Raw genomic sequence first — 22,263 nt, forward strand, 5'->3', positions numbered from 1 at the left:
ACAAATGAAATTTTTGCTTATTCTGCTCGCACTGCTTGTGCTTGCGTATTTGATTGTGCGTCCCTTGCTTAAATCTTATAGGAAAGATAAGCATGATGATGCGCAAACAATGTATCAATGCGCGCATTGTGGCGTGTATGTCTCCGCTAAAGAGGCATTTTTATCAAATGGGGCGTATTTTTGCTCTAAAGAATGCTTGCAAAAGGGCAAAGTATGATTATTATTGGACACCCAGCTATTACATATAGCCCTTTTGTAAAGGTTAGCACTATTGCAGATATCAGCCATGTGCCGCACACTTGCATGGTATGGTTTGATGGTGGAGGGCAAAAGAATGGCTTTGAGCTAGCCGCGCACTGCCACAATAATGAAGTAAATTATGCGGTGATGATACACTCCATAGAGGAGCTGCTCATATATGCTAATCTCACACCTCAATACCTTATCCTAAGCGCGCGCCATAAGCCTAAAGCCTATCAGCGCATTATTGAGCATTATTTGCTTGACTGCAAGCTATTATGTGTTGTAAAATCAAGTGCGCAGTTGCCTAAAATCGCGCAACTTGGCATTGATGGAGTGATTTTTAAGCAAGTTTTAGATAGTATGTAGATTCTATACTTTAGAGAGGTGTCCGAGTGGTTGAAGGAGCACGCCTGGAACGCGTGTAAAGTGCAAGCTTTCGAGGGTTCGAATCCCTTCCTCTCTGCCATGACCGCATAATCTTACATTAAATCTCATTGAAATAATAAAAGCACACCTTAGCCTGCAAAATATAGAATCTAGCCTTTATCTACAAATCACGACCACACTTATAATAATAAATGCGATTTTCTCGCACGAAGCATTCCTCTACGCTCATACTTGGCATTTCTTGCCGAAAGTTTGAGCCTTTGTAGAATAAAAAATATCCATCGCTTGTTAAAAATTTACGAGAGAGCGCGATAAGCTCCTTAGCGTCCATAAGTGCGCGCGAGGTGATAAGCTCGATATTATTCACATCTGCAATTGGCACATTTTGAATACTCACAGGAAGCACCTCCATATTACTAAGCCCTAACTCTAAGGCAATATTATGCAAAAATGAAGCGCGCTTAGCACGCGGCTCAATAAGAATAAAATGCGCATTTTTTTTCGCAATAGCAAGCGGCACAGCCGGAAATCCCCCGCCAGAGCCTATGTCCATACAGCTTGTGAAATCATCAATAAACTTAAGCGGATAGAGCGAATCAAAGATATTTTCCTCCACAGATTCTATACTGCTAGCGCCTGTGAGGTTATGAATCTTAGTCCACCGCAAAAGCTCCTGCGCAAAGATACTAAACTGCTCAAAACAGGAGCTTGGGAGGTTAATTTTATTCTGCTGTAGCTTTGTTTGTAAATCTATCATAGTATGAGCATTCCATCACCATAGGAGTAAAATTTATAGCCCTCTTGCAGTGCAATTTCATATAGTCTTAAGCATTCTTTGCGCCCTATCATCGCACTTACAAGCATTATAAGACTGCTTTTTGGTAAGTGAAAATTCGTAAGCAAATAATCCACGCGCCGCAAGTTTATACTCGGGTATAAGAATATATCGCACTCTCCTTGCAAAATTTTATATTTAGCATAATATTCCACACATCTCGCGCTTGTTGTGCCAATACAAAGCACCTTGCGCGCGTTATCAATGGCTTTGGCGCTTTGAGGGGAGAGACTAAAAGATTCTGTGTGAATGTTATATTGGCGAATATCAGGGCAATCCACGCTTTTAAATGTCCCAGCACCTATGTGCAGCGTGATAAAGCAAGTTTCAAAGTGCTTTTTAAGTGCCTCCATACTTTGCTCACCAAAATGCAAAGAAGCCGTAGGGGCGGCGATTGAGCCGATAGATTTAGCAAAAATGCTTTGATAAAAGGCTGCATCTTGGGCGTTATACGCCTTTTTGTCGCGTTTAATGTAAGGTGGTAGCGGGATATGCCCATAATCATTGAGCATACAAAGCACTTGCGGATATGTAAGAGGGAGCGTATTTTGCGTAAATATTACCTCGCGCATACCATTATCATAGCACGCCTGCACGATAGCGATTATAGAATCTACCTTTGCAGATTCTATATTTATAGAATCTATATCCATAGAATCTAGGCTGCGTGTGAGCATAAGCCTATCGCCGCATTTTATGCGCCCTTTAATCTGCACAAGGTAGCTTGTGGCTTCTTGTGGGCTGCTAGATTCTATAATGGGCTTGTGAAAGAATATTTCATATTGCTTTTGGCTTGGAGCGTTGTGAGTGAGCTTGTGCGCGTAGATTCTAGCTTTTAAAACTTTGGTATCGTTAAAAACAAGCAGCGTATCCTTAGGCACAAAATCGCTAAAATGATAAAAGTTACTATGTGTGATTTTTCCACTTTTGCGCTCATACACAAGTAATTTTGCGCTTTCTCTAGGCACAGATGGGCTTTGGGCAATGGCGTGTGGAGGAAGCGTGTAATTATAATTATCTAGCACAAAATCATCATAAATTTGGCTCATTCAGGCTTAGTTTCCTCACTATGCTCATCTACAAAGGGATTTACAAATTTTAACACCAAAATAGAAAGACCATACAGAATGCTTAAAGGAATGGCTAATAGAATCTGCGAAATCACATCAGGCGGGGCAATAATAGCTGCGATGATAAAAATAATTACAATGGCGTATTTGAAAAAATCTTTCAAACTTTTATCAGTGATTAGCCCCACTTTGCCCAAAAAAAAGCATAAAACAGGCAGTTCAAAAGCTATGCCAAAGCCGATGATAAGCCGAATAAAAAAGGCAAAGTAATTTTCCGCTGTGATGTAGGCTTCAAATTGATTATTCCCAAAAAGCAAGACATTTTTAATCAAAAAAGGCAAGATTCCAAAGTAAGCAAACACCACGCCAATGCCAAACATAGTCGTGCCAAAAATCATAAAGGGGATTACCACCTTTTTTTCATGTTTATAAAGTCCGGGCGCGACAAAGACCCATATTTGCCAAAAAATTACAGGCATAGAGATAATGAGTGCGGCAAAGAGTGCGGATTTCATCGCGATAAAAATCCCCTCAATCATACCAGAAGCGATGAATTTACCCTTTATCTCGCTGCCCAGCACTTCTGTTAAAGGCATTTTAATAATCTCAAAAATGCGCTCCCAAAAGAAAAAGCAGCCCACAAACACCACAAAAAGCACAGAAATGCTAATAATCAACGCCTTGCGCAAATCCTGTATATGTGGCTTTAAATCTTCTAGCATATATGTTTAATCCTTTTTTGTTTGAGCGCTAGGGGCATTTGGCGTAGATTTTATATTTGCTATAGAATCTGTGGAGGGCGCTTTTGTAGATTCTATAGAATCTACAGAATCTGCAGGCTTATTGTCTGCGCTTTGTGTGTGGCTTGCATAGCTTATTTCGGTATTAAGTGATTGAAGTGTGGAATTTAGCGTTTTGCCCTCTTCAACAAGCGGCTTTGCCTCACTTTGCAGCTCATCTAAAGGCTTACTTATAGAATCTACGCTGATTTGGCGCAGCTCATCAAGCTCTATATCTTTAGTGATTTTATTCATTTCATAGGTGATAGTTTCTTTGTATTTGAGCGTTTCTTTTTTGATTTCGGCTAGTTGAATTTCTTTATCAAAGCTCTCTTTTGCCTCCGCCATGGTTTTTTTCACAGCGCGGAAAAATTTGACAATATCAACGATAGTTTGAGGAAGTTTATTAGGACCTAGAGCGATAACTGCCACGATTAAAATAACTAAGATTTCAAAAATGCCAACACCAAACATACTACCCCTTCTAAAGCTCTGATAGATAAGCCTATGCTGAATACTTATAGAATCTAACCTTTAAATGCGAAGTTGATAAAACTGCGTAAGCAGGTTATAACTTTATACTTTAGGCGCAAAGTGCGGCTATGCCGTGCTTTGTAAGACCACGCGGCTTTCACAAAGCAACAGCGCGGTATTTATAGAATCCAAGAGGGCGTATTCTATAATAAGTTTGGTAACTTTGTATAATGTCTTTCTTGGCTCTTTGGGAATAAAAAATGCTTTTTTGCGTTAAAATACGCCATTTTGTGGATAAAACATAAGGATAAGCAATGATTGATATAAAGGCTTTGGTGAGTGATTTTGAGCAAGTAGCCCAAAGGCTTGCTATTAAAAAAGTAAGCCCAGAAGCACTTGAGATATTAAAAAACTTAGCCCTTACATACAAGCAAACCAAGCAAGAATTAGAAGTGCTTCAAGCCTTTCAAAATAAGACTTCTAAACTCTTTGGCACTTACAAGAGGGAAAATAAAGATGTGGGCGAGCTTAAGAGTATGCTTGATGAAAATAAGGCGCAAATGAGTCTAAAAGAGTCCGCATTGCAGGAGGTGGAGGGGCAATTAGATGAATTTTTATATACCATTCCTAACCTCCCAGATGAAAAAACGCCCAAAGGCGAAGATGAGCATGATAATATCGAGCTAGAGCGCATTCTTAGCCCTAGAGAATTTGACTTTACACCAAAAGAGCATTGGGAGCTAGGTGTAGCAAATGGTTGGATTGATTTTGAAGCGGGTGTGAAGCTTGCAAAAAGCCGCTTTAGCGTGCTGCGTGGAATGGGCGCTAGGCTTAATCGCGCGCTTATTAATTTTATGCTCGATTATAATCAAAAAGCGGGCTTTGAAGCGGTTGTAACGCCGCTTATTGTGAATGCCCGCGCACTTTTTGGCACGGGGCAGCTGCCTAAGTTTGAGGAGGATATGTTTAAGGTAGATTCTCAATTTGAGCAAGAGCAAAGCGAGCATGATTTGTATCTTATTTCTACTTCTGAAATTACGCTTACTAATTTGTATCAAGATAGCATTATTTTGGAGCAGGATTTGCCCATTATGCTTACATCACACACGCCTTGCTTTCGTAAAGAGGCGGGCAGTGCTGGGCGTGATACGCGCGGTATGATACGCCAACATCAATTTGATAAAGTTGAGCTTGTGGCTATCACGCACCCACATCAAAGTGATGCCATGCAGGAAAAAATGCTCCACACTGCTAGCGGAATTTTAAAAGAGCTGCATCTCCCTCATCGCTTTGTGCAATTGTGCGGAGGGGATTTGGGCTTTAGTGCGAGTAATACGATTGATATTGAGGTGTGGCTACCGGGGCAGCAGTGCTATCGTGAGATTAGCTCCGTGTCAAACTGCCGCGACTTTCAAGCGCGGCGTGCAAAAATTCGCTTTAAAAACCAAGCGGGTAAAAACGCCCTTGCGCATACGCTTAATGGCTCAAGTTTGGCTGTGGGGCGCACGCTTATTGCTATTATGGAAAATTATCAGCAGCCTGATGGAAGCATTCTTATCCCAGAAGTGCTGCAAAAGTATCTCTAAATGCGAGAGTAAAGGGCTATTATGGCAGAAGAGCAAGTCATTAATCTTGATGATAATTTAGAGATGGGCGAGAATGAAAATGCAGAAAATGCCGCCCAAACAGAGCAAGCAGAGCAGGGCGAGCAAGCCCCTATAGAGCAGAAGCAAAGTAAACTCCAAGCCCTGCTAGCTCCTATAAAGGCGCGCTTAGAGCCTTATATCCAAATGCTTAAGGAAAATAAGGCGCTAATGATTGGTGTCATCGCCATAGCGGTGCTTATTGTGGTATTTATCGTGCTTATTATTATTTTACTTCTCACCAAATCCACTCCGCCGCAAAATACAGAATCTACACCCATTTCGCGCAAGATTGTGGAGCCAGCCCCCATTCTTAGCGGACAGAATCGCCCAGAGGTTGATGAAACAGAGCTTGGCAATATGATTAAAAAGGCAAACTTGCTCTACACGCAGGGTGATAAAATGGAGGCGCTTAATTTATTTGAAAATATTGCTGCTTACTCACAATCTATTGCTTATTATAATTTGGGGGTGATTAAACTTAAAGAGGGCGATTATAAAAAGGCGATTAACTCCTTTGATGGTGCGATTAATGTAGGCGAAGATATAAGCGTGAGCGCTTTTAATGCCGCGTATGCTGCGTATATGCTAGGGGATATGAATTTGTATGAATATTATTTAGGCATTAGCTCAAGTTATTTATTTTATACTGCTAATCAGCCGCTTTACTCGTATTTGTATGGGTTATTGCAATATTATAAGGGCTTTTATTTTGAATCACTCTCACCATTCTTAAATCCTAGCTCACAAAGCTATGCTAAAGAGAGCAAAAAAATGGCTGCAGAGGCTTTTTTAATCTTTGGCGATGAGTATAATGCACTCGCTCAACTTAAGCAAGTGGCGAATAAAGAGGATAATTTAGCCATTGGGCTTTTGCACGCTAGACTTGGTGAATACACACAAGCAAGGCAGTATCTTTATGAATATCTTGGCACATATGTGGGCGATGCGCGCGCGCTTATGGCATTGCAACTCATTGAGTTAAAAAATAGTAATTTTAAAGAAAGTGCGCTTATTTTAGAGCGGCTCAACGCAAGGGAGGAAGATGCTAAGATTTTTAATGAATATCCCATTAGAGTGAAGCTACGCGATGATTTGTTTGATATTAATTTAGCTCAAGAGCATTTTTGGAATCGCCGCTTTGAGCATAACAAAATACTAGGGTATAAGATTTTATTTTATTATGCGCCATTTTTGGTTTTTGATGCCAAAAATGCGCTAGCCATTATTGAAGATGGCAATATTAATGCGCATGCGAGCAATATTGAAAATGCTAAAAGCACTTTGCAAGAGGGACAGAAAGTCTCTCAAATCAATCGTTCAATCGCACAAGATTTGCGCCTTTTAGCCCTCAATCAAGACATAAGAGAAGTGATTAAATCTATGGAAGAATCGCTTAAGACTTATCCTAATCACTCCGTGCTGCACTATAATTTAGGTTTGCTTTATGCGCAAATGAATGACTTTGATAATGCTTATGCGCATTTTATCCGCGCCTATCATTTGGATAGTAATAATACTATAGCTGCTATTTTTGCCCTTATGTGCGCTGAACTCACTTACAGAGATACTACGCGCTTAAGTAATGCTATCTCTAATGATTTAGCTGAAATTAATTTTAAAGATAAAGTTGAGCATGATTTTTTATTCTCGCTTTTCCGCTATACAAGCGATTCGCCTCAAGATTCACTCGCTTGGTTTGATGATATACAAAAGCAGCCGCTATCAGCTAGAAAGCCTATTTATTACGCGCTAAATGCGGTATATGGGATTTATTATACTAATTCTGCGCAGGTGGTGAATGCATTTGAGGGGATTAAAAAGATTTATACTAAAGATGTAGTAGCAAATACCATGCTCGAGCTAGGCAAGCGATTTGGCAGTAATTTAAAGGATTTTGCACTGCAAATGAATGTGATTTATAAAGAGAAAAATTTAGATATGCGCTCTATTTATTATGGGGCTTCTTTGGCGCGTGAATTATACATTTATGTAGGATTTGTAACAGGCTCTTTGCGCTCTATACAAGAAGAGTTAGAGGCAAAGCTTGTCGTTGAGACACGCACGAGTAATGGCATTTTGCAAGCCTTAGCACTTTCAAATATTTATAGTAATGACTTTGAAAAGGCTTTTGCTATTTATAATTCACTGCTTGATGATATGCATGAAGATGATTCTCAAACACGCTTTTTAGCAGCCATTGCAGCTATGGGGGCAAACCGCCATGAGAATGCCATAGCGCTATTACAGCTTGCTAAGATGGAATCTGCTACTAATTTTGAGGCACGATACGCGCTAGGCTTACTCTATCAAGAGGGCAAAAATATGAAAGCCGCCGTGCAGCATTATGATAAGATTTCGCACACAGATTTTGAGTCTGAATTTTTTGACTTTGAGATTGATACGAGCAATTTGCTTGCACAAGACTACTCAAAGTAGCTTAGAATCTCATATCCGCCCTCTTTAAGATATTTATCTTTTTGCATAAGTTTTAAATCACTTTGCACCATATCTTTAACAAGCGCATTTAAGTCATATTCAGGCACCCAGCCTAATTTTTCTCTAGCCTTACTCGCATCACCGATGAGCAAATCTACTTCGGTTGGGCGGAAATATCGCTTATCTACGCTTACTACCTCCATACCGCTTTGCAGTTTGAAATCCCCCCTGCACGCCTTAATATAGCCTTTTTCATTTATGCCCTCACCCCTAAACTCAACCTCAATACCAAGCTCGGCAAATGCCATTTTGACAAACTCCCGCACTTCTGTGGTTACACCAGTGGCAATCACCCAATCCTCTGCATTTTGCGCTTGTAGAATAAGCCACATCATACGCACATAATCTTTTGCATGCCCCCAATCGCGCTTAGCACTTAGATTCCCAAGATAAAGCTTATCTTGCAATCCTAGCGCGATTTTTGCCACAGCACGCGTGATTTTGCGCGTTACAAAGGTTTCGCCGCGGATAGGGCTTTCGTGATTAAATAAAATACCATTGCTTGCAAAGACATTATATGCCTCGCGGTAATTTACGGTTATCCAATACGCATAGAGTTTAGCACACGCATAAGGCGAGCGGGGATAAAAGGGCGTTTTTTCACTCTGCGGGACTTCTTGCACTAAGCCATAAAGCTCGCTTGTGGAGGCTTGATAGATTTTTGTGTGCTGATTTAAGCCTAGTAATCGCACAGCCTCTAAGATTCTAAGCGTGCCTATGCCATCGGCGTTTGCGGTGTATTCTGGCGTTTCAAAGCTTACAGCCACATGGCTCATAGCTGCTAGATTATAAATCTCATCTGGTTTTGTATCTGCAATAATGCGCGTAAGATTCATAGAATCTGTTAAATCCCCATAGTGCAGGAAAAAATTGCGATTGTCAATATGTGGGTCTTGGTAGAGATGGTCGATTCTATCGGTATTAAAAAGCGAGCTTCTGCGCTTAATACCATGCACCTCATAGCCTTTTTTAAGTAAAAATTCTGCTAAATACGCGCCATCTTGCCCTGTTATGCCTGTAATCAACGCCCTTTTCATCGCTATCCTTTGGATTAAACTTAAAAGCGCGCATTGTAAAATATATTTGCTTAAATGTGTATTGTGTGCCAGAGGGCTTCACGCATCAAAGGCTAAACTCTTAGCAAGGGATTATTGATAGGAGAGGATTATTTTTTGTATAAATCCCCACTTGCGCCAATACATTGCTGGCTGCATTGTCCGCTTGTGCAAATAGTGCGGCACTCAACGCTTTGAAACTCCCCAACAGGCTGCTTTTTACTGCATGCACCCCATACCATTGCACTTATAAATAACAAACACACTAAGGCTACATTTTTCATTTTCACTCCTTTGTATTTATTCACGCTCCAGATTCTATGAATGGGCTTATTTCAAAGCATCTCAAGCATTTTTAGTGCCATTTTATATAAGAATTTATAAAGATTTAATACAATCGCACTTTTTACGATAAGCATAAAAGAGGCAGAGGAGGCTATATGCCACATTCACATTTGCGCGCGCCGCGTTTAAGTGCGGAGTTATTAAAAAAAATCTTTGTCGCAGCGAGTATTCGGCGCTGGAATGACCACGCCACACCTGTGGAATTTGTCGAGCTTGATAAGCAGGCGCATAAAATTGTCATTGCCTATATTTTGGGCAAATATGAGGAGTATATCCGCGATGTGCGCATAGATTGGGAGCGGCTTATTTTGCAATTTTGCTTTGAGTTTTTTGAGCGCGTAGTGCTTACAGATATTAAGCCGCCTGTGTTTCACCGCCTGCGGCAAACACATAATAAAGAATTAGTAGAGTTTGTGTGCAAGCAATTAGAATCTGAACTTAGTCAATATGAGTTTTTCGCGCAAATGAGGGAATATCTTTTAAGCTCAAAGGATAATTTGGAGAAGCAAATTCTTAAAGCCTCGCATTATTATGCCTCCAAATGGGAGTTTGATATTATTTATTATTTTAATCCGCATATGTATGATGTGCAGCATATCCGCGATGTGATTAATAAGGAAGTGGAGGAGCATTATCATCTAGCAGGTATGCAGCAAATTATGCTTTATGAGCAGGTGCGGGAGCTTGTGAGTATGTTTGGGCAGCTAAGATTCCAAAAGCGGTGGAGTCAAACGCCTAGAATCCCAGCTACTTCGGTGCTAGGGCATACGCTTATTGTGGCTTTGAGCGCGTATTTAGCAAGCCTTGATATAGGTTGCTGCAAGCAAATGCGCATTAATCATTTTTTATGCGGCTTATTTCATGATTTGCCAGAAATCTTAACCCGCGACATTATCTCGCCTATCAAACGCAGCGTAAAGGGGCTTGATGAGTTTATTAAAAAAATTGAAGAAGAGGCTGTGCAAAGCAAGATTTTATCTATCGTGCCGCCTAATATAGCAGAGGACATTATTTACTTTACGCAAAATGAATTTAGCAATCGCTACAAAATCGAGCATTTTCATCATATCTGCAGTGCGCAAGATATGCTAGAAAAATATAATTATGATGAGTTTAATGCCGTGTATGGGGAGTTTTTAAAGATTTTTGATAATTTGGGCGCGTATTTGGAAGCCAAAATTTCTATATCGCATGGTATTTCAAGCGATGATTTACGCAGTGGCGCGGAGGGCATTTATCAAAAATGCAAAGATATACAAGTAAATGGCATAGATTTGGGCAAGCTTTTTAGGGACTTTTATTAGGAATATGCTAAAATCCCGCCCTAGATTCTATAAAATCTACAGAATCTATGATGTTCGCATATGGGATTTGCCCAAAGACAAAGACTATGCACATACTTTAAAAGCTAACGCGATAGCGCGGCATGATAGAATCTCACCTCTAAAACTAAGTTGATAGATTAGCTAAAGCTTAAGCTATAACTTTATACTTTGAGGGCGCGCAGGGCGATTCATTTGCCCGCAGACAAAGACTATGCACATACTTTTAAAGCGGCAGGATTTTAGAGATAAAAACGGGGCTTTAAAGCAAAGTGTGCAGGGAGTTTATTAAACATAAATGACCAAACACTTTGCGTATAATCGCCGTTTTTAGCCTAAAAGCCAACGCGATAGCACAGAAAAAGGAGCAAAATGCAATACTCTCTCCCATCTCTTTCTCACTCCACCCCCCCCCCCCGTTAATCCGCTGCTTTGCATTGTCATTCCAGCATTTAACGAAGAGGCAGTGCTAGCAAAAACGCATAAAAAATTAGATGAGCTTTTATCTCATCTTATCACTAGCGGCGAAATTTCAAATAAAAGCTTTATATGCTTTGTCGATGATGGCAGCAGCGATGATACTTGGGCGATACTTAGTCATTTAGTTGCCTCATACGCCCATGTGAGCGCGCTTAAACTCACGCGCAATTATGGACATCAAAGCGCACTTTTAGCAGGACTAGAATATGTAAGCGATAAATGTGATTGTGCCATTAGTATAGATTGTGATTTGCAGCAAGATGAACAAAAAATAAGCGAGTTTTTGCAAAAGTATAAAGCAGGTGCGGACATTGTGCTAGGCATTCGCAATGATAGGGTTACAGATTCTGTAAGCAAAAAATATAGCGCGCTATTGTTTTATAAGATAATGAATCTTATGGGGACAAAGGTGGTGAAAAATCACGCCGATTATCGCCTGCTTAGCGCTAGGGCTTTACAGATTCTAAAAAGCTATCCAGAGGTGAATTTATTTTTGCGCGGAGTGATTATGGATATGGGCTTAAAGCAAGAGAGAGTTTATTTTGATGTTAAACCGCGCTTTGCAGGCGAGTCAAAATATTCTTGGGCAAAGATGCTAAGTTTTGCGTGGAGTGGGATTACAAGCTTTTCTATTGCGCCCCTTAGGCTTGTGAGTATGCTAGGGCTTATATTTTTCCTCTTTTCTTTATGCTATGGCGGATATGTGCTATTTATTAAATTTTTCACGCAAAAGGCTATTTTTGGTTGGGCTTCTACGATTTTGCCTCTATGCTTTTTTAGCGGAATTCAGCTGCTTAGCCTTGGCATTATTGGCGAATATATTGGGAAAATCTATGCAGAATCTAAGCACCGCCCTAGATATTACATAGAATCTATCCTTACTCCCAAAGATTGTGTATAATCCGCTCTTTAAAATTTACTTTCAAAGGAGTGTGAGTGTATTTCAAAAATAACTTAGCGGGGGGGGGGGCAGCAGCTTTTAGTTAAAAACCCCTCTCCAAAGGCTACTAGATTCTATAATGGCTGCTTTTGGTGTGTGGTGTGTGTTTATGCGTTTTGCGTGGCTTTTGGCGCAAATTTTGGCGTGATTGATGACCATACTTTAGTAGAGACGCTGCTAAGGGGCGAGATTATTCCATTTTTTATTCAGCCTAGCATAGGCAGATTCTATCCGCTTGATGGGCAAGAGCTTAATCTTTTAAGCCTTATCTTTGCGCCCAATGCAGCAGTATTTTATACTTTTAACGCGCTGTGTGTGCTTATAGTCATTGGTGCTTTGCGCTATGCTCTAAGAGTGCTTTTGCCCATTATTTTGCAGCAAGATACAGAATCTACGCACTTAAATTTTGCACAAATAAGCTCTGCGCAAGCAAACTTCACGCAAGCTTGCACAGAATCTACGCGCCCAAACAAGCTACACTTTGTCATAGACATCACGCTTTTAGTGCTACTTTTTTCGCCAGCATTTGCTACAGCGTGGCTTAGGCTTTTTGTGCCAGAGCGTATGGAATTTGTATTTTTAAGCCTTTTTATGCTCTCTTATGCCTTTGTGTGGGATTGCAAATACGCCCATAGAGCCACTTTACAGAATCTAGCTTTTATAATGAGCCTTATATGTGCTAATATCGCGCTATACTACAAAGAGACGGCTTTTGCTATGGTGTTTGCCTTTGGCTTTGGTATGGCAGTGTGTGGGTGGAAATCTCAAAGCGCTCGCCTAAAAGGGCTGCATATTGGGCTTATGCTAAGTGCGCTTGTGTGGTTTGTGGTGTATTGCGCGATTATGTTTGCGTATAAAGACACTAGCGGGCGCTATGGAGAGACACACTATGAGAGTTGGCTAGTGATTTTAAAAATGGGCTTTATGGGCTTATGCCATGAGCCATTTTTGTATGGGCTGACCTTTGGCGCGCTGTTTTATAGAATCTATGCCCTCTTTGTGCGCAAAAAGGGCTTTAATCCCCTACTTGATAGCGCAATTCTTGCTAGCTGCACGCTTTTATTAGAATATTTTGTGCTACGGCTTGGCGGCTCGCTGCATTATTGCCTGCCAGCATATATTTTTGGACTTGTGGTGATAGCTTACTGCTTTTATAATTGGTGGCAGATTCTATACGGTAAGATATGGCTTATCGTGCTTTTGTGCTTTTTTGTGGGCAATAGTATGTTTGCTTTTATCTATCATTTTGCGCATTATAAATTTGTGCCAAATAATTTTCAAGCCACCTTGCAATTTATGAGTGATTATACGCACAAATACCCAAATACGCGCATATTTCTTGAGGGCGTGGATAGAGTAAATGGCGTGGAAGTGTATGTGAGCTTTGATAGGTGGCTTAGATTCTATGGGGCGAGTGATTATGACTTTTTTAGCGATAAAGTCCCAGATGTGCGCGTGCAGGGCAGAGGCGATGAAAATGCAAGGCTAAGTGTGTTTAAAAATGATGTGAGCATACCAAAGCACAGCGGGGACATTGTGATTGTAACGCCCTTTAGTGAAAATAACTTTGATACCCCCGCACTGCTTAGTGAAGCTGATGTGATTTTTGAGGCAGATTATGGCTACAATGTGCCGCTATTTGGGATAAAGTCATGGCTTAAGAAACTGCTTACATCTTTTGGACTAGCGCGCGGGGATAGTGTCATTTCGCATAATCTTTATAGTCTGCCGCTGCATTTTTATGTCCTACGCGTGCGCTAGTGGTTTTACTTGAGGCTTTTATGCGCATTATTTTGGAGTTAAACGCTTTGTGGTAGAATAGCCCTTTTCACAAAATTCGCATAAGTTTAGGAGAGGGCGATGAAAGAGCGTTCTTTGCATAAAGCGGGCATATTATATCTTTGTGTGGGCGTTATAAATACCTGCGTGGGATATGGGATAATTTTTGCGCTCATATGGTGCGGGCTTGTGCCTGAAGTGGCAAATGTGCTAGGCTACATCGTGGGCTTTATCGTGTCATATTTCCTTAATAAAACTTTTACTTTTGCGTCCTCAAGCTCGCATAAGCGCGATTTACCTCGCTTTGCCATTTCTATGGGTGTGGCGTATATCGTGCAGCTGCTTGCTATGATGCTAAGTTATAGAATCTTTGAATGGAATGTGTATTTGTGCCAAATTGTTGGCGGCGCATTTTATGTAGCAGTGGGATTTGCTATGAGCCGATTTTGGGCTTTCAAAAAGCCTAAGCAGCCAGATTCTATAAATGCAGATTCTATAAACTAAAACGACTTTGGGCTTATTGTGGCGCATAAGCTTGCAATATTTGTAGTATAAATATTTCTTTAAGGAGGGGGCATGATTATTATTCCAGCGCGCTTGCAATCCACGCGATTTCCGCAAAAGGTGCTGTGCGATATAGGTGGGTTGCCTATGGTGGTGCGCACCGCGCTTAATGCGCAGCAGATTGACGAAGTGGTGGTGGCGTGCGATGATGAGCGTATAGAATCTGCTTGCAAAGCGCATAAAATCCCATGCGTGCTGACAAGCCAAGCGCACACAAGTGGCACTGATAGATGTGCTGAAGCAAGCATAAAGCTAGGTTTAAGCGCAGATGAAGTAGTGATAAATCTGCAAGCTGATGAGCCATTTATAGAATCTAGCGTGGTTAGAACGCTTATAAACCTTATGCGTGAAAAAAACCCCTTTATGGCAAGCCTTGCCAAAGTCATTCAAAAAGAGCAGATTGTGGATTCTAATTTGGTTAAAGTGGTGCTAAATGCGCATAATGAGGCGATTTATTTTTCACGCTCGCCTATTCCATTTTGTCGCGATGAGCATTGTGAGGCGTTGGAGGATTATCCATATTTAGGGCATTTAGGGCTTTATGGATTTTTTGCTAAGAGTTTGCAGGAGTTTTGCGCCCTGCCTAAAAGCCCGCTAGAAGAAATTGAGAAATTAGAGCAACTGCGCGCTTTGTATCATGGCAAAAATATTGCTATGGCAGTGGTGCAGACGCAAAGTGTGGGCATTGACACGCCTAAAGATTATGAGCATGCGCTAAAAAGCTTGCGCGGGATTTAAGATTTATAGAATCTGCTTGAATGGGCGATACATTTGGAGAGTTTGTAGATTCTGTATTATAGAATCTAGTGCAAATTTAAACGAGTAAATAGGAGGGGATAAATGGCTGCAGCAGCTACAACAAGCAAAGTCGATATGCGTAAAAGCTCCATTTCTAGGCTATTTTTTCATTTTTTTATTCCTAATTTGTGCGCTATGCTCGCACTTTCGACTTATTCTACATTTGATGGCATTTTTGTGGGCAAAAAGCTAGGAGAGGACGCACTGGCGGCTATTGGCTTATGCTGGCCTATATTTCCTGCGCTCATTGCTTTTGAGCTGCTTTTTGGCTTGGGAGCGGCGTCAATTGCGGCATATTTTTTGGGCAAAGGGCAGGATAATCGCGCGCGACTTATGTTTAGCTCGGTATTTTATTTTGCCGCTATTTCTTCAATCCTCATTGGCTTAATCCTTTTTATTTATGTTGATGAGGTTGCGCTAGCACTTGGAGCAAATGAGCGTGTAATGCCCTATGTGGTGGAATATCTGCAAGTGATTTTTTTAAGCTCGTTTATTATGATACTTCACCCTTTGCTTGATGTGTTTGTGATTAATGATAATCGTCCGATTTTAGCAATGGTGGCTATGATTGCAGGGTCTTTATCAAATATTGTGCTAAATTATGTGTTTTTGTTTGTTTGGGAGCTAGGTATGTTTGGCTCTGCGCTGGCTACGGCTATGGGGCATGGGATTGGTATGTGCATTTTGCTTAGCCATTTTGTGCGCAAAGTAGGGCGGATATATCTTGTGCGGCGCTTTTCGATAAATGCTGTGCTTGCCTCGGCAAAAAATGGTATCCCACAGAGCATTTCAGAGCTTAGTGTGGCATTTGTGATGATTATGTTTAATCACACGCTTAAATCCCTAGCAGATACGCAGGAGCAGAGCGTGAGCTACCTTGCGATATATAGTATTGTGATGTATGTGGGCGTGGTGTGCTTTACGATTTTGCTTTCTTGCGCGCAGGGCGTGCAGCCTGTGGCGAGCTATAATTATGGCGCGGGCGATATGGCACGGGTGAAAAAAATCTATGCCTTTGGCGTTGGCTTCTCAACTTTGGTTGGCGTAGCGGTGTATGCTGTGTTTATGAGCATAGATGCGTATCTTGTAAAATTATTTTTAAAAGAAGGGCAGGAGATGATTTTAGAGCCAACGCTTGAGGCGATGAAAGTGTATTTTAGCGGGTATATGCTGCTAGGCTTAAATGTGGTGAGTGCGATATTTTTTCAATCCATTCAGCGCCCAAAAAGCTCTTTTATTATCACACTTTCGTATAATCTTATTTTTATTAGCATTTTGCTTTTTGTGCTATCGCATTATTATGGTGTGTTTGGCGTGTGGCTCTCTTATCCGATTTCACTTCTTTGCTCAAGTGTGGTTGTGGTGGGCGTGATATGCTATGAGGCGCACTATGGTGTGCTAGCGCGCAGAAGTTAGCGCAAAATAATTTTTAAAAGGGGAAATATGAACAAAATGGATTTACGACTTACGCTAAACCTCGATAGCGGGGGGGGGGGCAGTCTGATTGTTTAGAAAATAATGCACTAGAGACTAATGAATTTAAGGCGCATTTAGACAAATATTTGCATGATTTAGAGAATCTAAAAATGCAAAATGAAAGCGCGCTTGTAGCAAATGCCTTAAAACCATTCTTTCAAAAGCTAGGATTTGAAGCGCACACAGGGTATAAGCAAAAAAATAATAGCGAAATCGACTTAGCCTTAATGCACGAAAATAAAGTCAAAGTGATAATTGAAGCAAAAAAGCCAGATTCTAAAGATTTTATCACATCACAAAATATAAATGTGAAGTCGCTGCATGAAGCGATACTTTATTATTTTCGCGAGCGCGAGAGTAATCATTATCCTAGCTTTATCATTATCACGGATTTTTATCGTTTTTATATTTTTCATGCGCGAGAATTTGAAAAGTTTTTTTATCAAAATAAGGAATTTAAAAGATTCTATAACGAATGTAATAAGCCTAATTCGCTATTTAAAAATGCAGATTCTAATGATATGAAAACACAAACTTTTTATGATGAAGTAAAACGCATTTTAGATTCTAAAAACTATTAGATTCTATAACTGAAAATGATAAATTATAGAATCTAGCAGATTCTATAACGAGCTGCTTTATATCTTAGGACTTGATGAGTATTTACAAGAGGCATAATAACGCTTATTAAAAGCAAGGCATGCTTTATTATTGCAAGATTTGCTAATTTTTGCAAGTTTTCTGAAAATATTCAAAGATAAGATATAATCTAGTTATTTTTTTAAGGCTTTATAAATGACTACAGAATCTTTTTTTACAAACAATCTATTTAATGACAATATTTTAGAGTTATATAATAAAAATATTATAAATAATATAACGATAGAATCTATTAAAAAACTAGGAGTTGAAAAATCAGATTCTAATTTAGATAAGCTTATAAATCTTTTTTCTACCACGCAAGAGATTGACTTAAAACGAGAAATTACCTCATCTATTGGCAGACAAACAAATAATGATAAAATTTATGAATTTTTAGCCAAAGAAGCCTTTAGTAAGCATTATATGGAAGTGATTTATCAAATGTTTCGCACTTGTCTTTATAAGTCAAAAAATGATATTCGTTTTAAGATTCTAAGGGATAAAATGCTAGAGTTTTACCAAAATGAAGTTATGCAAAAAATGTTTGAATATTACGAATATAAGCAAAGCAAAATCGCACAAAAATCTTTACAAAAGCAAATCACAAAGCCATCACTTTTAATCGGTGATAATCGCACAACTCTTGATAAAATACAAGATAAACAAATTAATCTTATTTTTACTTCGCCACCTTATTATAATGCTAGGCTTTATAGTGATTATGTAAGCTATAAAAGCTATTTAGATTCTATGCAAGAGACATTAAAGCAATGTTATAGAATCTTAGAAGATGGTAGATTTATTTTAATAAATATTTCTCCTGTGATTACAAAGCGAGCTGGGCGAGAGTTTGAGAGCATACGCTATCCTATACATTTTGATTTTCATAGAATCTTGTGTGAAAGTGGATTTTATTTTATTGATGAAATAATATGGATAAAGCCTGAATACTCTGTGCCAAATCGCATAGCTGGATATTTGCAAACAAGAAAGGCTCTAAGCTATAAACCAAATTGCATTACAGAGAGTATTTTAGTGTATCGTAAGAACTCGCCCTTTTTACTTGATAAAAATATTAAAAAATATGATAGAAATTTAATCAATGATAATGAAGTAGATTCTACAAATTGCTGGTATATTAGTCCCAAGGCTAACAAAAATCACCCCGCAGTTTTTCCTCCTTTGCTTTGTGAAAAAGTTTTGAAATATTATTCTTTTAAAGGCGATGTAGTGTGCGACCCATTTGCTGGTAGTGGGACCTTTGGCAAGGTAGCTGTAAAAATGGGGCGAATCCCCCTTTTATGTGAGCAAAATTTAGAATATGCAAAGTTGCTTAAACAAGGTGGATTCAATGCGATTTGATAAAATTATTATTGAAAAAACCATAGAAAAACTTTTAAGCGGACAAGATTATAGAGAAGAGGTAGTTAATGTTATAAATTTAGAATTTTTAGATTTTAGCCTAGATTTTTTTAAGCAAATTTTAAACGCAAAAATGAATGATAAAGAACTAAATTTAAAATGGTATAAAGAGCATTTTATAAATAATAAGAATATTGAACCTAGCCAAGCAGCGATATTTGCAGGTATGAATAAAAAAACTATAAGTAATATTTATGGCAGTGCTACAAAAGAAATTATGATAAATGTGGCAAATGTAAATATTGATTATTTAGAATCTGTTTTAGAATCTTTGGGGAATGATGGTGAAAAATTAGGAATTTGCATAAAAATTTCTTATAAAGATATAGCTGTGGAGTTAAATTTGAATGAAAGCTTACTTGTAATTAATGCTTTGGCTACTAAAAAAATTGCTTTGCGTGGTGGAGCTTGGAGCAGTATAGGTAAAAGGGTAGAAAAGCCTTTAATGTTAGAATTATGCAAAAGAAGTGGCGTTAAAAGCGAGTTTATCAATAGTGAAATTTTTAAGAAAAACGGCGAACTTGACTATGATAGAGAAGTAGATTTTAAACTTTATAATAGCAATAAAAGTAAAGAATATAGAATCGAAGTAAAACTAATGGGTAAGGGAAATCCAGAATCTGCAGATGCAGTCATTGCTAGAGACACACATATCTTTATTGCTGACACTTTAAGCTTACAAAATAAAAATCAACTTAAGGCTTTAAATATTGAATTTTTAGAGCTTAAAAATAATAAAGATTGCATAAAAGATTTTAGAAATATACTTAAAAAATTAGATATACCTTTTAAAGATTTAATATAACGCTAGATTCACGCCCTAAAAGCAAAGATAGAATCAAAGGGCATTCCACTAAAGCAATGGGATATTTCTATCTATCGTGGCGTTTTGACTGGCTATAATCCTGCCTTTATCATTGATACGCAAACTAGAGATTCTATCCTTAAAAAATGCAGCAAAAAGGCAGATTCTATCATTAATGGAAAGAGCGAATTTGAACGCACAAAAGAGCTTATAAAGCCCATTTTACGCGGACGCGATATAAAGCGGTATAGTTATAAATGGGCAGGAGTTTGGCTAATCAATACACATAATGGCTACAAAATAGATTCTAAAACAAAAATACCGCCCATAAATATCGATGAATACCCAGCACTAAAAGCACACCTAGATAGATTCTATCCAAAAATATCAAAGCGAACCGATAAAGGAATTACACCTTATAATCTTAGAAATTGTGCGTATTTGCAGGATTTTGAGAAGCAGAAAATAAGCTGGCAAAGAGTTACACAAGAGCCTAGATTTATTCTAGAATCTGATTTTTATCTTTTAGATTCTATGGCATTTATAATAAGTTATTCGCAAGATGAATTGTATTATTTATTAGGATTTTTAAATTCAAAATTAATTTTTTATTATTTTAAGCATATAGGGCATTTATACTCTAATAAGGGCTTTTTGCTTTCTAATCAATATGTAGAAAAATTTCCTGTGCCAAAAGCCAAAGATATTGACCAAAATATCCACGATAAAATTATTGCACTTGTAAAAGAAATCTTAGAAACTAAAAGCAGAGATTCTAAAACCAACACAAAACATTTAGAATCTAAACTAGATTCTGTAATCTACAAACTCTACGCCCTAACCCCAGATGAAATAAAACTCATAGAATCTTAAAGGATAAAATATGAGCAAAAATGATAAAAAAGAACAAAAGCTATATGAAAATTATGTGAATGAAGTAAATAATAGAATCAAGACTAATCAAGAATCGCAAGATAAAATGATTTTAACTATTTCATCTGCACTCCTTGCTTTGCTACCATTTGTGTTAGAAAAGTTGCGATTAAATTATTTAACACAAACTTTAGTTATATGTTTAATAGTATCTAATACCATTTCACTCATAGCTGTTTTATTATCTTTTTATTTTTGCACCAAAGGAAACAAAGATGATGTAAAATACGCAGAAGAATATTATTTACAACACAAAAATGATTCACTTAATAAAAAAAGTCGTTGGACAAATGCAGGTATATTTTGCAATTCTGTGTCTCTCGTCATGTTTGCTATAACTTTAATAATTTTTGCTACAATCGTCACCATATATTTCTGTAACAAGGAGTAAATATGTCTAATCAAAATAATAAAGCAAATACTGGTAGTGCAAAAATCCAAGATGGCGTGTCTAGTCCTATTATGACAAAAACACCAAATACAAAAGCAAACACCCCAAGCAAACCAAGTAACTCAGGTAGCAAAAAAAATAGTAGTTTAAAAAAATAGAAGCAAACTATCTACCCAGTCTTAAATTGTGGTTTCCACAAAATCCTTAGAATCTAAACTAGATTCTGTAATCTAGCAACTCTACGCCCTAACCCCAGATGAAATAAAACTCATAGAATCTAACCACTAGATTCTATGCTACAATAGCAAGAATTTTTTAAGGAGAAATGCAATGACTTTGATTATAGAAAATGTAAGCACAGATTTAGCCAAGGCGATTAAAAGCGTAGCAAAACTAACAAATGCCAAAATAACAACTAAGCCAAGTGCTAAAAAGCCAAAAGGCGGCGCGCTAAAAGCGGCACTCCAAGAGCTAGAAAATGGCGAATATGAAACATTTGAAAACTTTAAGGCATACAAAAAAGCGATGAAAAATGTATAAAGTGCGCATTTCAAATAGCGATAAAAACCTCGTTGATAACGTGATTGACAAACTCGCACAGGGCAAAATCTTAGAGGCGCAATACAAAAACCACAAACTAAAAGGCGAATATAAAAACTGCGAAGAATGCCACATAAAGCCCGATTTGCTTTTAATCTATAAAAAACACGAAGACATCTTAGTGCTAGTGTGCATCGCACTAGGCAGCCACAGCGACTTATTTTAGCTTAGAATCTAAGCATGAGCTAGATTTAGCATTAAAGCGAGCAAAGGAGATAAAATGAGAAAAGATTTTAAAAGTTTTAAACAAGAGGCGTTGAAAAACCCTGAAGTAAGGGCGATTTATGATAGTTTGAGCGATGAATTTGAGCTAAAAAGTAAGCTAATTTCTTTAAGAAAAGCGGCAAATATGACGCAAGAAGAGATTGCAAAAAAGATGAATACGACTAAAAGTAGCATTTCTCGTCTTGAGAGCTTAAATGCGAAAAATTCGCCTAGTCTTGCTACCCTAAAGGCGTATGCAAACGCACTTGGCAAAAAGCTAAAAGTCGAATTTTTATAATAATTTTTGCAAAAGATTCTATAAAAAATTTAGATTCCATAAAATCCTTAGAATCTAAACTAGATTCCATAATCTACCAGCTCTACGCCCTAACCCCAGATGAAATAAAACTCATAGAATCTAACCGCTAGATTCTATGCTACAATAGCAAGAATTTTTTAAGGAGAAATGCAATGACTTTGATTATAGAAAATGTAAGCACAGATTTAGCCAAGGCGATTAAAAGCGTAGCAAAACTAACAAATGCCAAAATAACAACTAAGCCAAGTGCTAAAAAGC

The 22,263-nt window shown here is 38.4% G+C and carries 25 protein-coding genes, 1 tRNA gene and 1 pseudogene; 21 read left to right on the plus strand and 6 right to left on the minus strand.

Translation table 11 applies throughout. The features are described from left to right. The first annotated feature begins 4 nt into the window (after positions 1 to 4). The 3 genes from LS71_RS08105 (at position 5) to LS71_RS08115 (ending at position 709) form a co-directional block, all read left to right on the plus strand. Positions 5 to 217, plus strand: a complete 213-nt coding sequence (locus tag LS71_RS08105; RefSeq protein WP_034354514.1) for a PP0621 family protein — start codon at positions 5 to 7, stop codon at positions 215 to 217. Continuing rightward, positions 214 to 609: a hypothetical protein gene (locus LS71_RS08110; RefSeq protein ID WP_034354511.1), complete on the plus strand. Its 396-nt coding sequence runs from the start codon at positions 214 to 216 to the stop codon at positions 607 to 609. The genes LS71_RS08105 and LS71_RS08110 overlap by 4 nt, the downstream gene beginning before the upstream one ends. A gap of 12 nt (positions 610 to 621) precedes the next feature. Then, positions 622 to 709: transfer RNA gene (locus LS71_RS08115), tRNA-Ser, on the plus strand. 81 nt (positions 710 to 790) lie between these two features. Here the strand turns inward: LS71_RS08115 and rsmG are convergent. The 4 genes from rsmG to tatB are packed head-to-tail and all read right to left on the minus strand — an operon-like array spanning position 791 to position 3,788. Beyond that, complete coding sequence (gene rsmG / locus LS71_RS08120) at positions 791 to 1,387, minus strand: 16S rRNA (guanine(527)-N(7))-methyltransferase RsmG (protein ID WP_052058001.1); 597 nt, start codon at positions 1,385 to 1,387, stop codon at positions 791 to 793. Next, complete coding sequence (gene queA, locus LS71_RS08125; protein ID WP_034354509.1) at positions 1,384 to 2,514, minus strand: tRNA preQ1(34) S-adenosylmethionine ribosyltransferase-isomerase QueA; 1,131 nt, start codon at positions 2,512 to 2,514, stop codon at positions 1,384 to 1,386. The genes rsmG and queA overlap by 4 nt, the downstream gene beginning before the upstream one ends. Next, positions 2,511 to 3,257, minus strand: a complete 747-nt coding sequence (tatC, locus tag LS71_RS08130) for a twin-arginine translocase subunit TatC (protein ID WP_034354507.1) — start codon at positions 3,255 to 3,257, stop codon at positions 2,511 to 2,513. The genes queA and tatC overlap by 4 nt, the downstream gene beginning before the upstream one ends. 6 nt (positions 3,258 to 3,263) lie before the next feature. After that, a complete protein-coding gene (tatB, locus tag LS71_RS08135) occupies positions 3,264 to 3,788 on the minus strand; it encodes a Sec-independent protein translocase protein TatB (RefSeq protein ID WP_034354505.1) in 525 nt (174 codons plus the stop codon). 314 nt (positions 3,789 to 4,102) lie between these two features. Between tatB and serS the strand changes: the two genes are divergently transcribed. Together serS and LS71_RS08145 are read left to right on the plus strand one after the other, a co-directional pair. After that, on the plus strand, positions 4,103 to 5,374 hold the full coding sequence (serS, locus tag LS71_RS08140) for a serine--tRNA ligase (protein ID WP_034354503.1): 1,272 nt from the start codon (positions 4,103 to 4,105) through the stop codon (positions 5,372 to 5,374). Between the two features lie 21 nt (positions 5,375 to 5,395). Beyond that, entirely contained in the window at positions 5,396 to 7,870 is a 2,475-nt protein-coding gene (locus LS71_RS08145) for a tetratricopeptide repeat protein (protein WP_034354500.1), read from the plus strand. On the opposite strand, the gene gmd is transcribed toward LS71_RS08145, so the two are convergent. Together gmd and LS71_RS09475 are read right to left on the minus strand one after the other, a co-directional pair. Further along, the gene (gene gmd / locus LS71_RS08150) at positions 7,858 to 8,967 is read right to left on the minus strand and encodes a GDP-mannose 4,6-dehydratase (protein WP_034354497.1); all 1,110 of its coding nucleotides are present in this window, start codon (positions 8,965 to 8,967) and stop codon (positions 7,858 to 7,860) included. The two genes, LS71_RS08145 and gmd, sit on opposite strands and share 13 nt — an antisense overlap. Positions 8,968 to 9,095: 128 nt before the next feature. Next, positions 9,096 to 9,269: a hypothetical protein gene (locus LS71_RS09475; protein WP_194145683.1), complete on the minus strand. Its 174-nt coding sequence runs from the start codon at positions 9,267 to 9,269 to the stop codon at positions 9,096 to 9,098. Between the two features lie 156 nt (positions 9,270 to 9,425). Between LS71_RS09475 and LS71_RS08155 the strand changes: the two genes are divergently transcribed. The 16 genes and pseudogenes from LS71_RS08155 (at position 9,426) to LS71_RS08215 (ending at position 21,984) form a co-directional block, all read left to right on the plus strand. Next, positions 9,426 to 10,634, plus strand: a complete 1,209-nt coding sequence (locus LS71_RS08155) for an HD domain-containing protein (RefSeq protein ID WP_034354495.1) — start codon at positions 9,426 to 9,428, stop codon at positions 10,632 to 10,634. Positions 10,635 to 10,638: 4 nt separating this feature from the next. Then, positions 10,639 to 10,788: a hypothetical protein gene (locus LS71_RS09480; protein ID WP_194145684.1), complete on the plus strand. Its 150-nt coding sequence runs from the start codon at positions 10,639 to 10,641 to the stop codon at positions 10,786 to 10,788. A 306-nt stretch (positions 10,789 to 11,094) separates the two neighbouring features. Then, positions 11,095 to 12,033, plus strand: coding sequence for a glycosyltransferase family 2 protein (locus LS71_RS08160; RefSeq protein ID WP_275050996.1), 939 nt, complete (start codon positions 11,095 to 11,097; stop codon positions 12,031 to 12,033). Between the two features lie 135 nt (positions 12,034 to 12,168). Next, on the plus strand, positions 12,169 to 13,833 hold the full coding sequence (locus LS71_RS08165) for a hypothetical protein (RefSeq protein WP_052058176.1): 1,665 nt from the start codon (positions 12,169 to 12,171) through the stop codon (positions 13,831 to 13,833). A 99-nt stretch (positions 13,834 to 13,932) separates the two neighbouring features. After that, on the plus strand, positions 13,933 to 14,355 hold the full coding sequence (locus LS71_RS08170; RefSeq protein ID WP_034356505.1) for a GtrA family protein: 423 nt from the start codon (positions 13,933 to 13,935) through the stop codon (positions 14,353 to 14,355). Between the two features lie 72 nt (positions 14,356 to 14,427). Beyond that, on the plus strand, positions 14,428 to 15,153 hold the full coding sequence (gene kdsB / locus LS71_RS08175; protein WP_034356508.1) for a 3-deoxy-manno-octulosonate cytidylyltransferase: 726 nt from the start codon (positions 14,428 to 14,430) through the stop codon (positions 15,151 to 15,153). Between the two features lie 102 nt (positions 15,154 to 15,255). Next, a complete protein-coding gene (locus LS71_RS08180; RefSeq protein WP_034356511.1) occupies positions 15,256 to 16,629 on the plus strand; it encodes an MATE family efflux transporter in 1,374 nt (457 codons plus the stop codon). A gap of 122 nt (positions 16,630 to 16,751) precedes the next feature. Continuing rightward, positions 16,752 to 17,270: pseudogene (locus LS71_RS08185) on the plus strand (DUF7149 domain-containing protein); the annotation flags it as partial. 214 nt (positions 17,271 to 17,484) lie between these two features. Next, positions 17,485 to 18,693, plus strand: a complete 1,209-nt coding sequence (locus LS71_RS08190; protein WP_052058178.1) for a DNA-methyltransferase — start codon at positions 17,485 to 17,487, stop codon at positions 18,691 to 18,693. Next, positions 18,683 to 19,558, plus strand: a complete 876-nt coding sequence (locus LS71_RS08195) for a CfrBI family restriction endonuclease (RefSeq protein ID WP_034356516.1) — start codon at positions 18,683 to 18,685, stop codon at positions 19,556 to 19,558. Before LS71_RS08190 ends, LS71_RS08195 begins: the two co-directional genes overlap by 11 nt. A gap of 84 nt (positions 19,559 to 19,642) precedes the next feature. Then, the gene (locus tag LS71_RS08200; protein ID WP_052058180.1) at positions 19,643 to 20,431 is read left to right on the plus strand and encodes a TaqI-like C-terminal specificity domain-containing protein; all 789 of its coding nucleotides are present in this window, start codon (positions 19,643 to 19,645) and stop codon (positions 20,429 to 20,431) included. Positions 20,432 to 20,441: 10 nt separating this feature from the next. Beyond that, on the plus strand, positions 20,442 to 20,882 hold the full coding sequence (locus LS71_RS08205; RefSeq protein ID WP_052058182.1) for a hypothetical protein: 441 nt from the start codon (positions 20,442 to 20,444) through the stop codon (positions 20,880 to 20,882). 2 nt (positions 20,883 to 20,884) lie between these two features. Next, on the plus strand, positions 20,885 to 21,040 hold the full coding sequence (locus tag LS71_RS09485) for a hypothetical protein (protein ID WP_194145685.1): 156 nt from the start codon (positions 20,885 to 20,887) through the stop codon (positions 21,038 to 21,040). A gap of 172 nt (positions 21,041 to 21,212) precedes the next feature. Then, positions 21,213 to 21,422, plus strand: coding sequence for a hypothetical protein (locus tag LS71_RS09405; protein WP_153227280.1), 210 nt, complete (start codon positions 21,213 to 21,215; stop codon positions 21,420 to 21,422). Beyond that, entirely contained in the window at positions 21,415 to 21,648 is a 234-nt protein-coding gene (locus LS71_RS08210; protein WP_069723528.1) for a type II toxin-antitoxin system YafQ family toxin, read from the plus strand. The genes LS71_RS09405 and LS71_RS08210 overlap by 8 nt, the downstream gene beginning before the upstream one ends. Before the next feature lie 54 nt (positions 21,649 to 21,702). Next, on the plus strand, positions 21,703 to 21,984 hold the full coding sequence (locus LS71_RS08215; protein ID WP_034357220.1) for a helix-turn-helix domain-containing protein: 282 nt from the start codon (positions 21,703 to 21,705) through the stop codon (positions 21,982 to 21,984). The last annotated feature ends 279 nt before the right edge of the window (positions 21,985 to 22,263 follow it).

Source organism: Helicobacter jaachi, from assembly GCF_000763135.2.
Classification (GTDB): domain Bacteria; phylum Campylobacterota; class Campylobacteria; order Campylobacterales; family Helicobacteraceae; genus Helicobacter_C; species Helicobacter_C jaachi.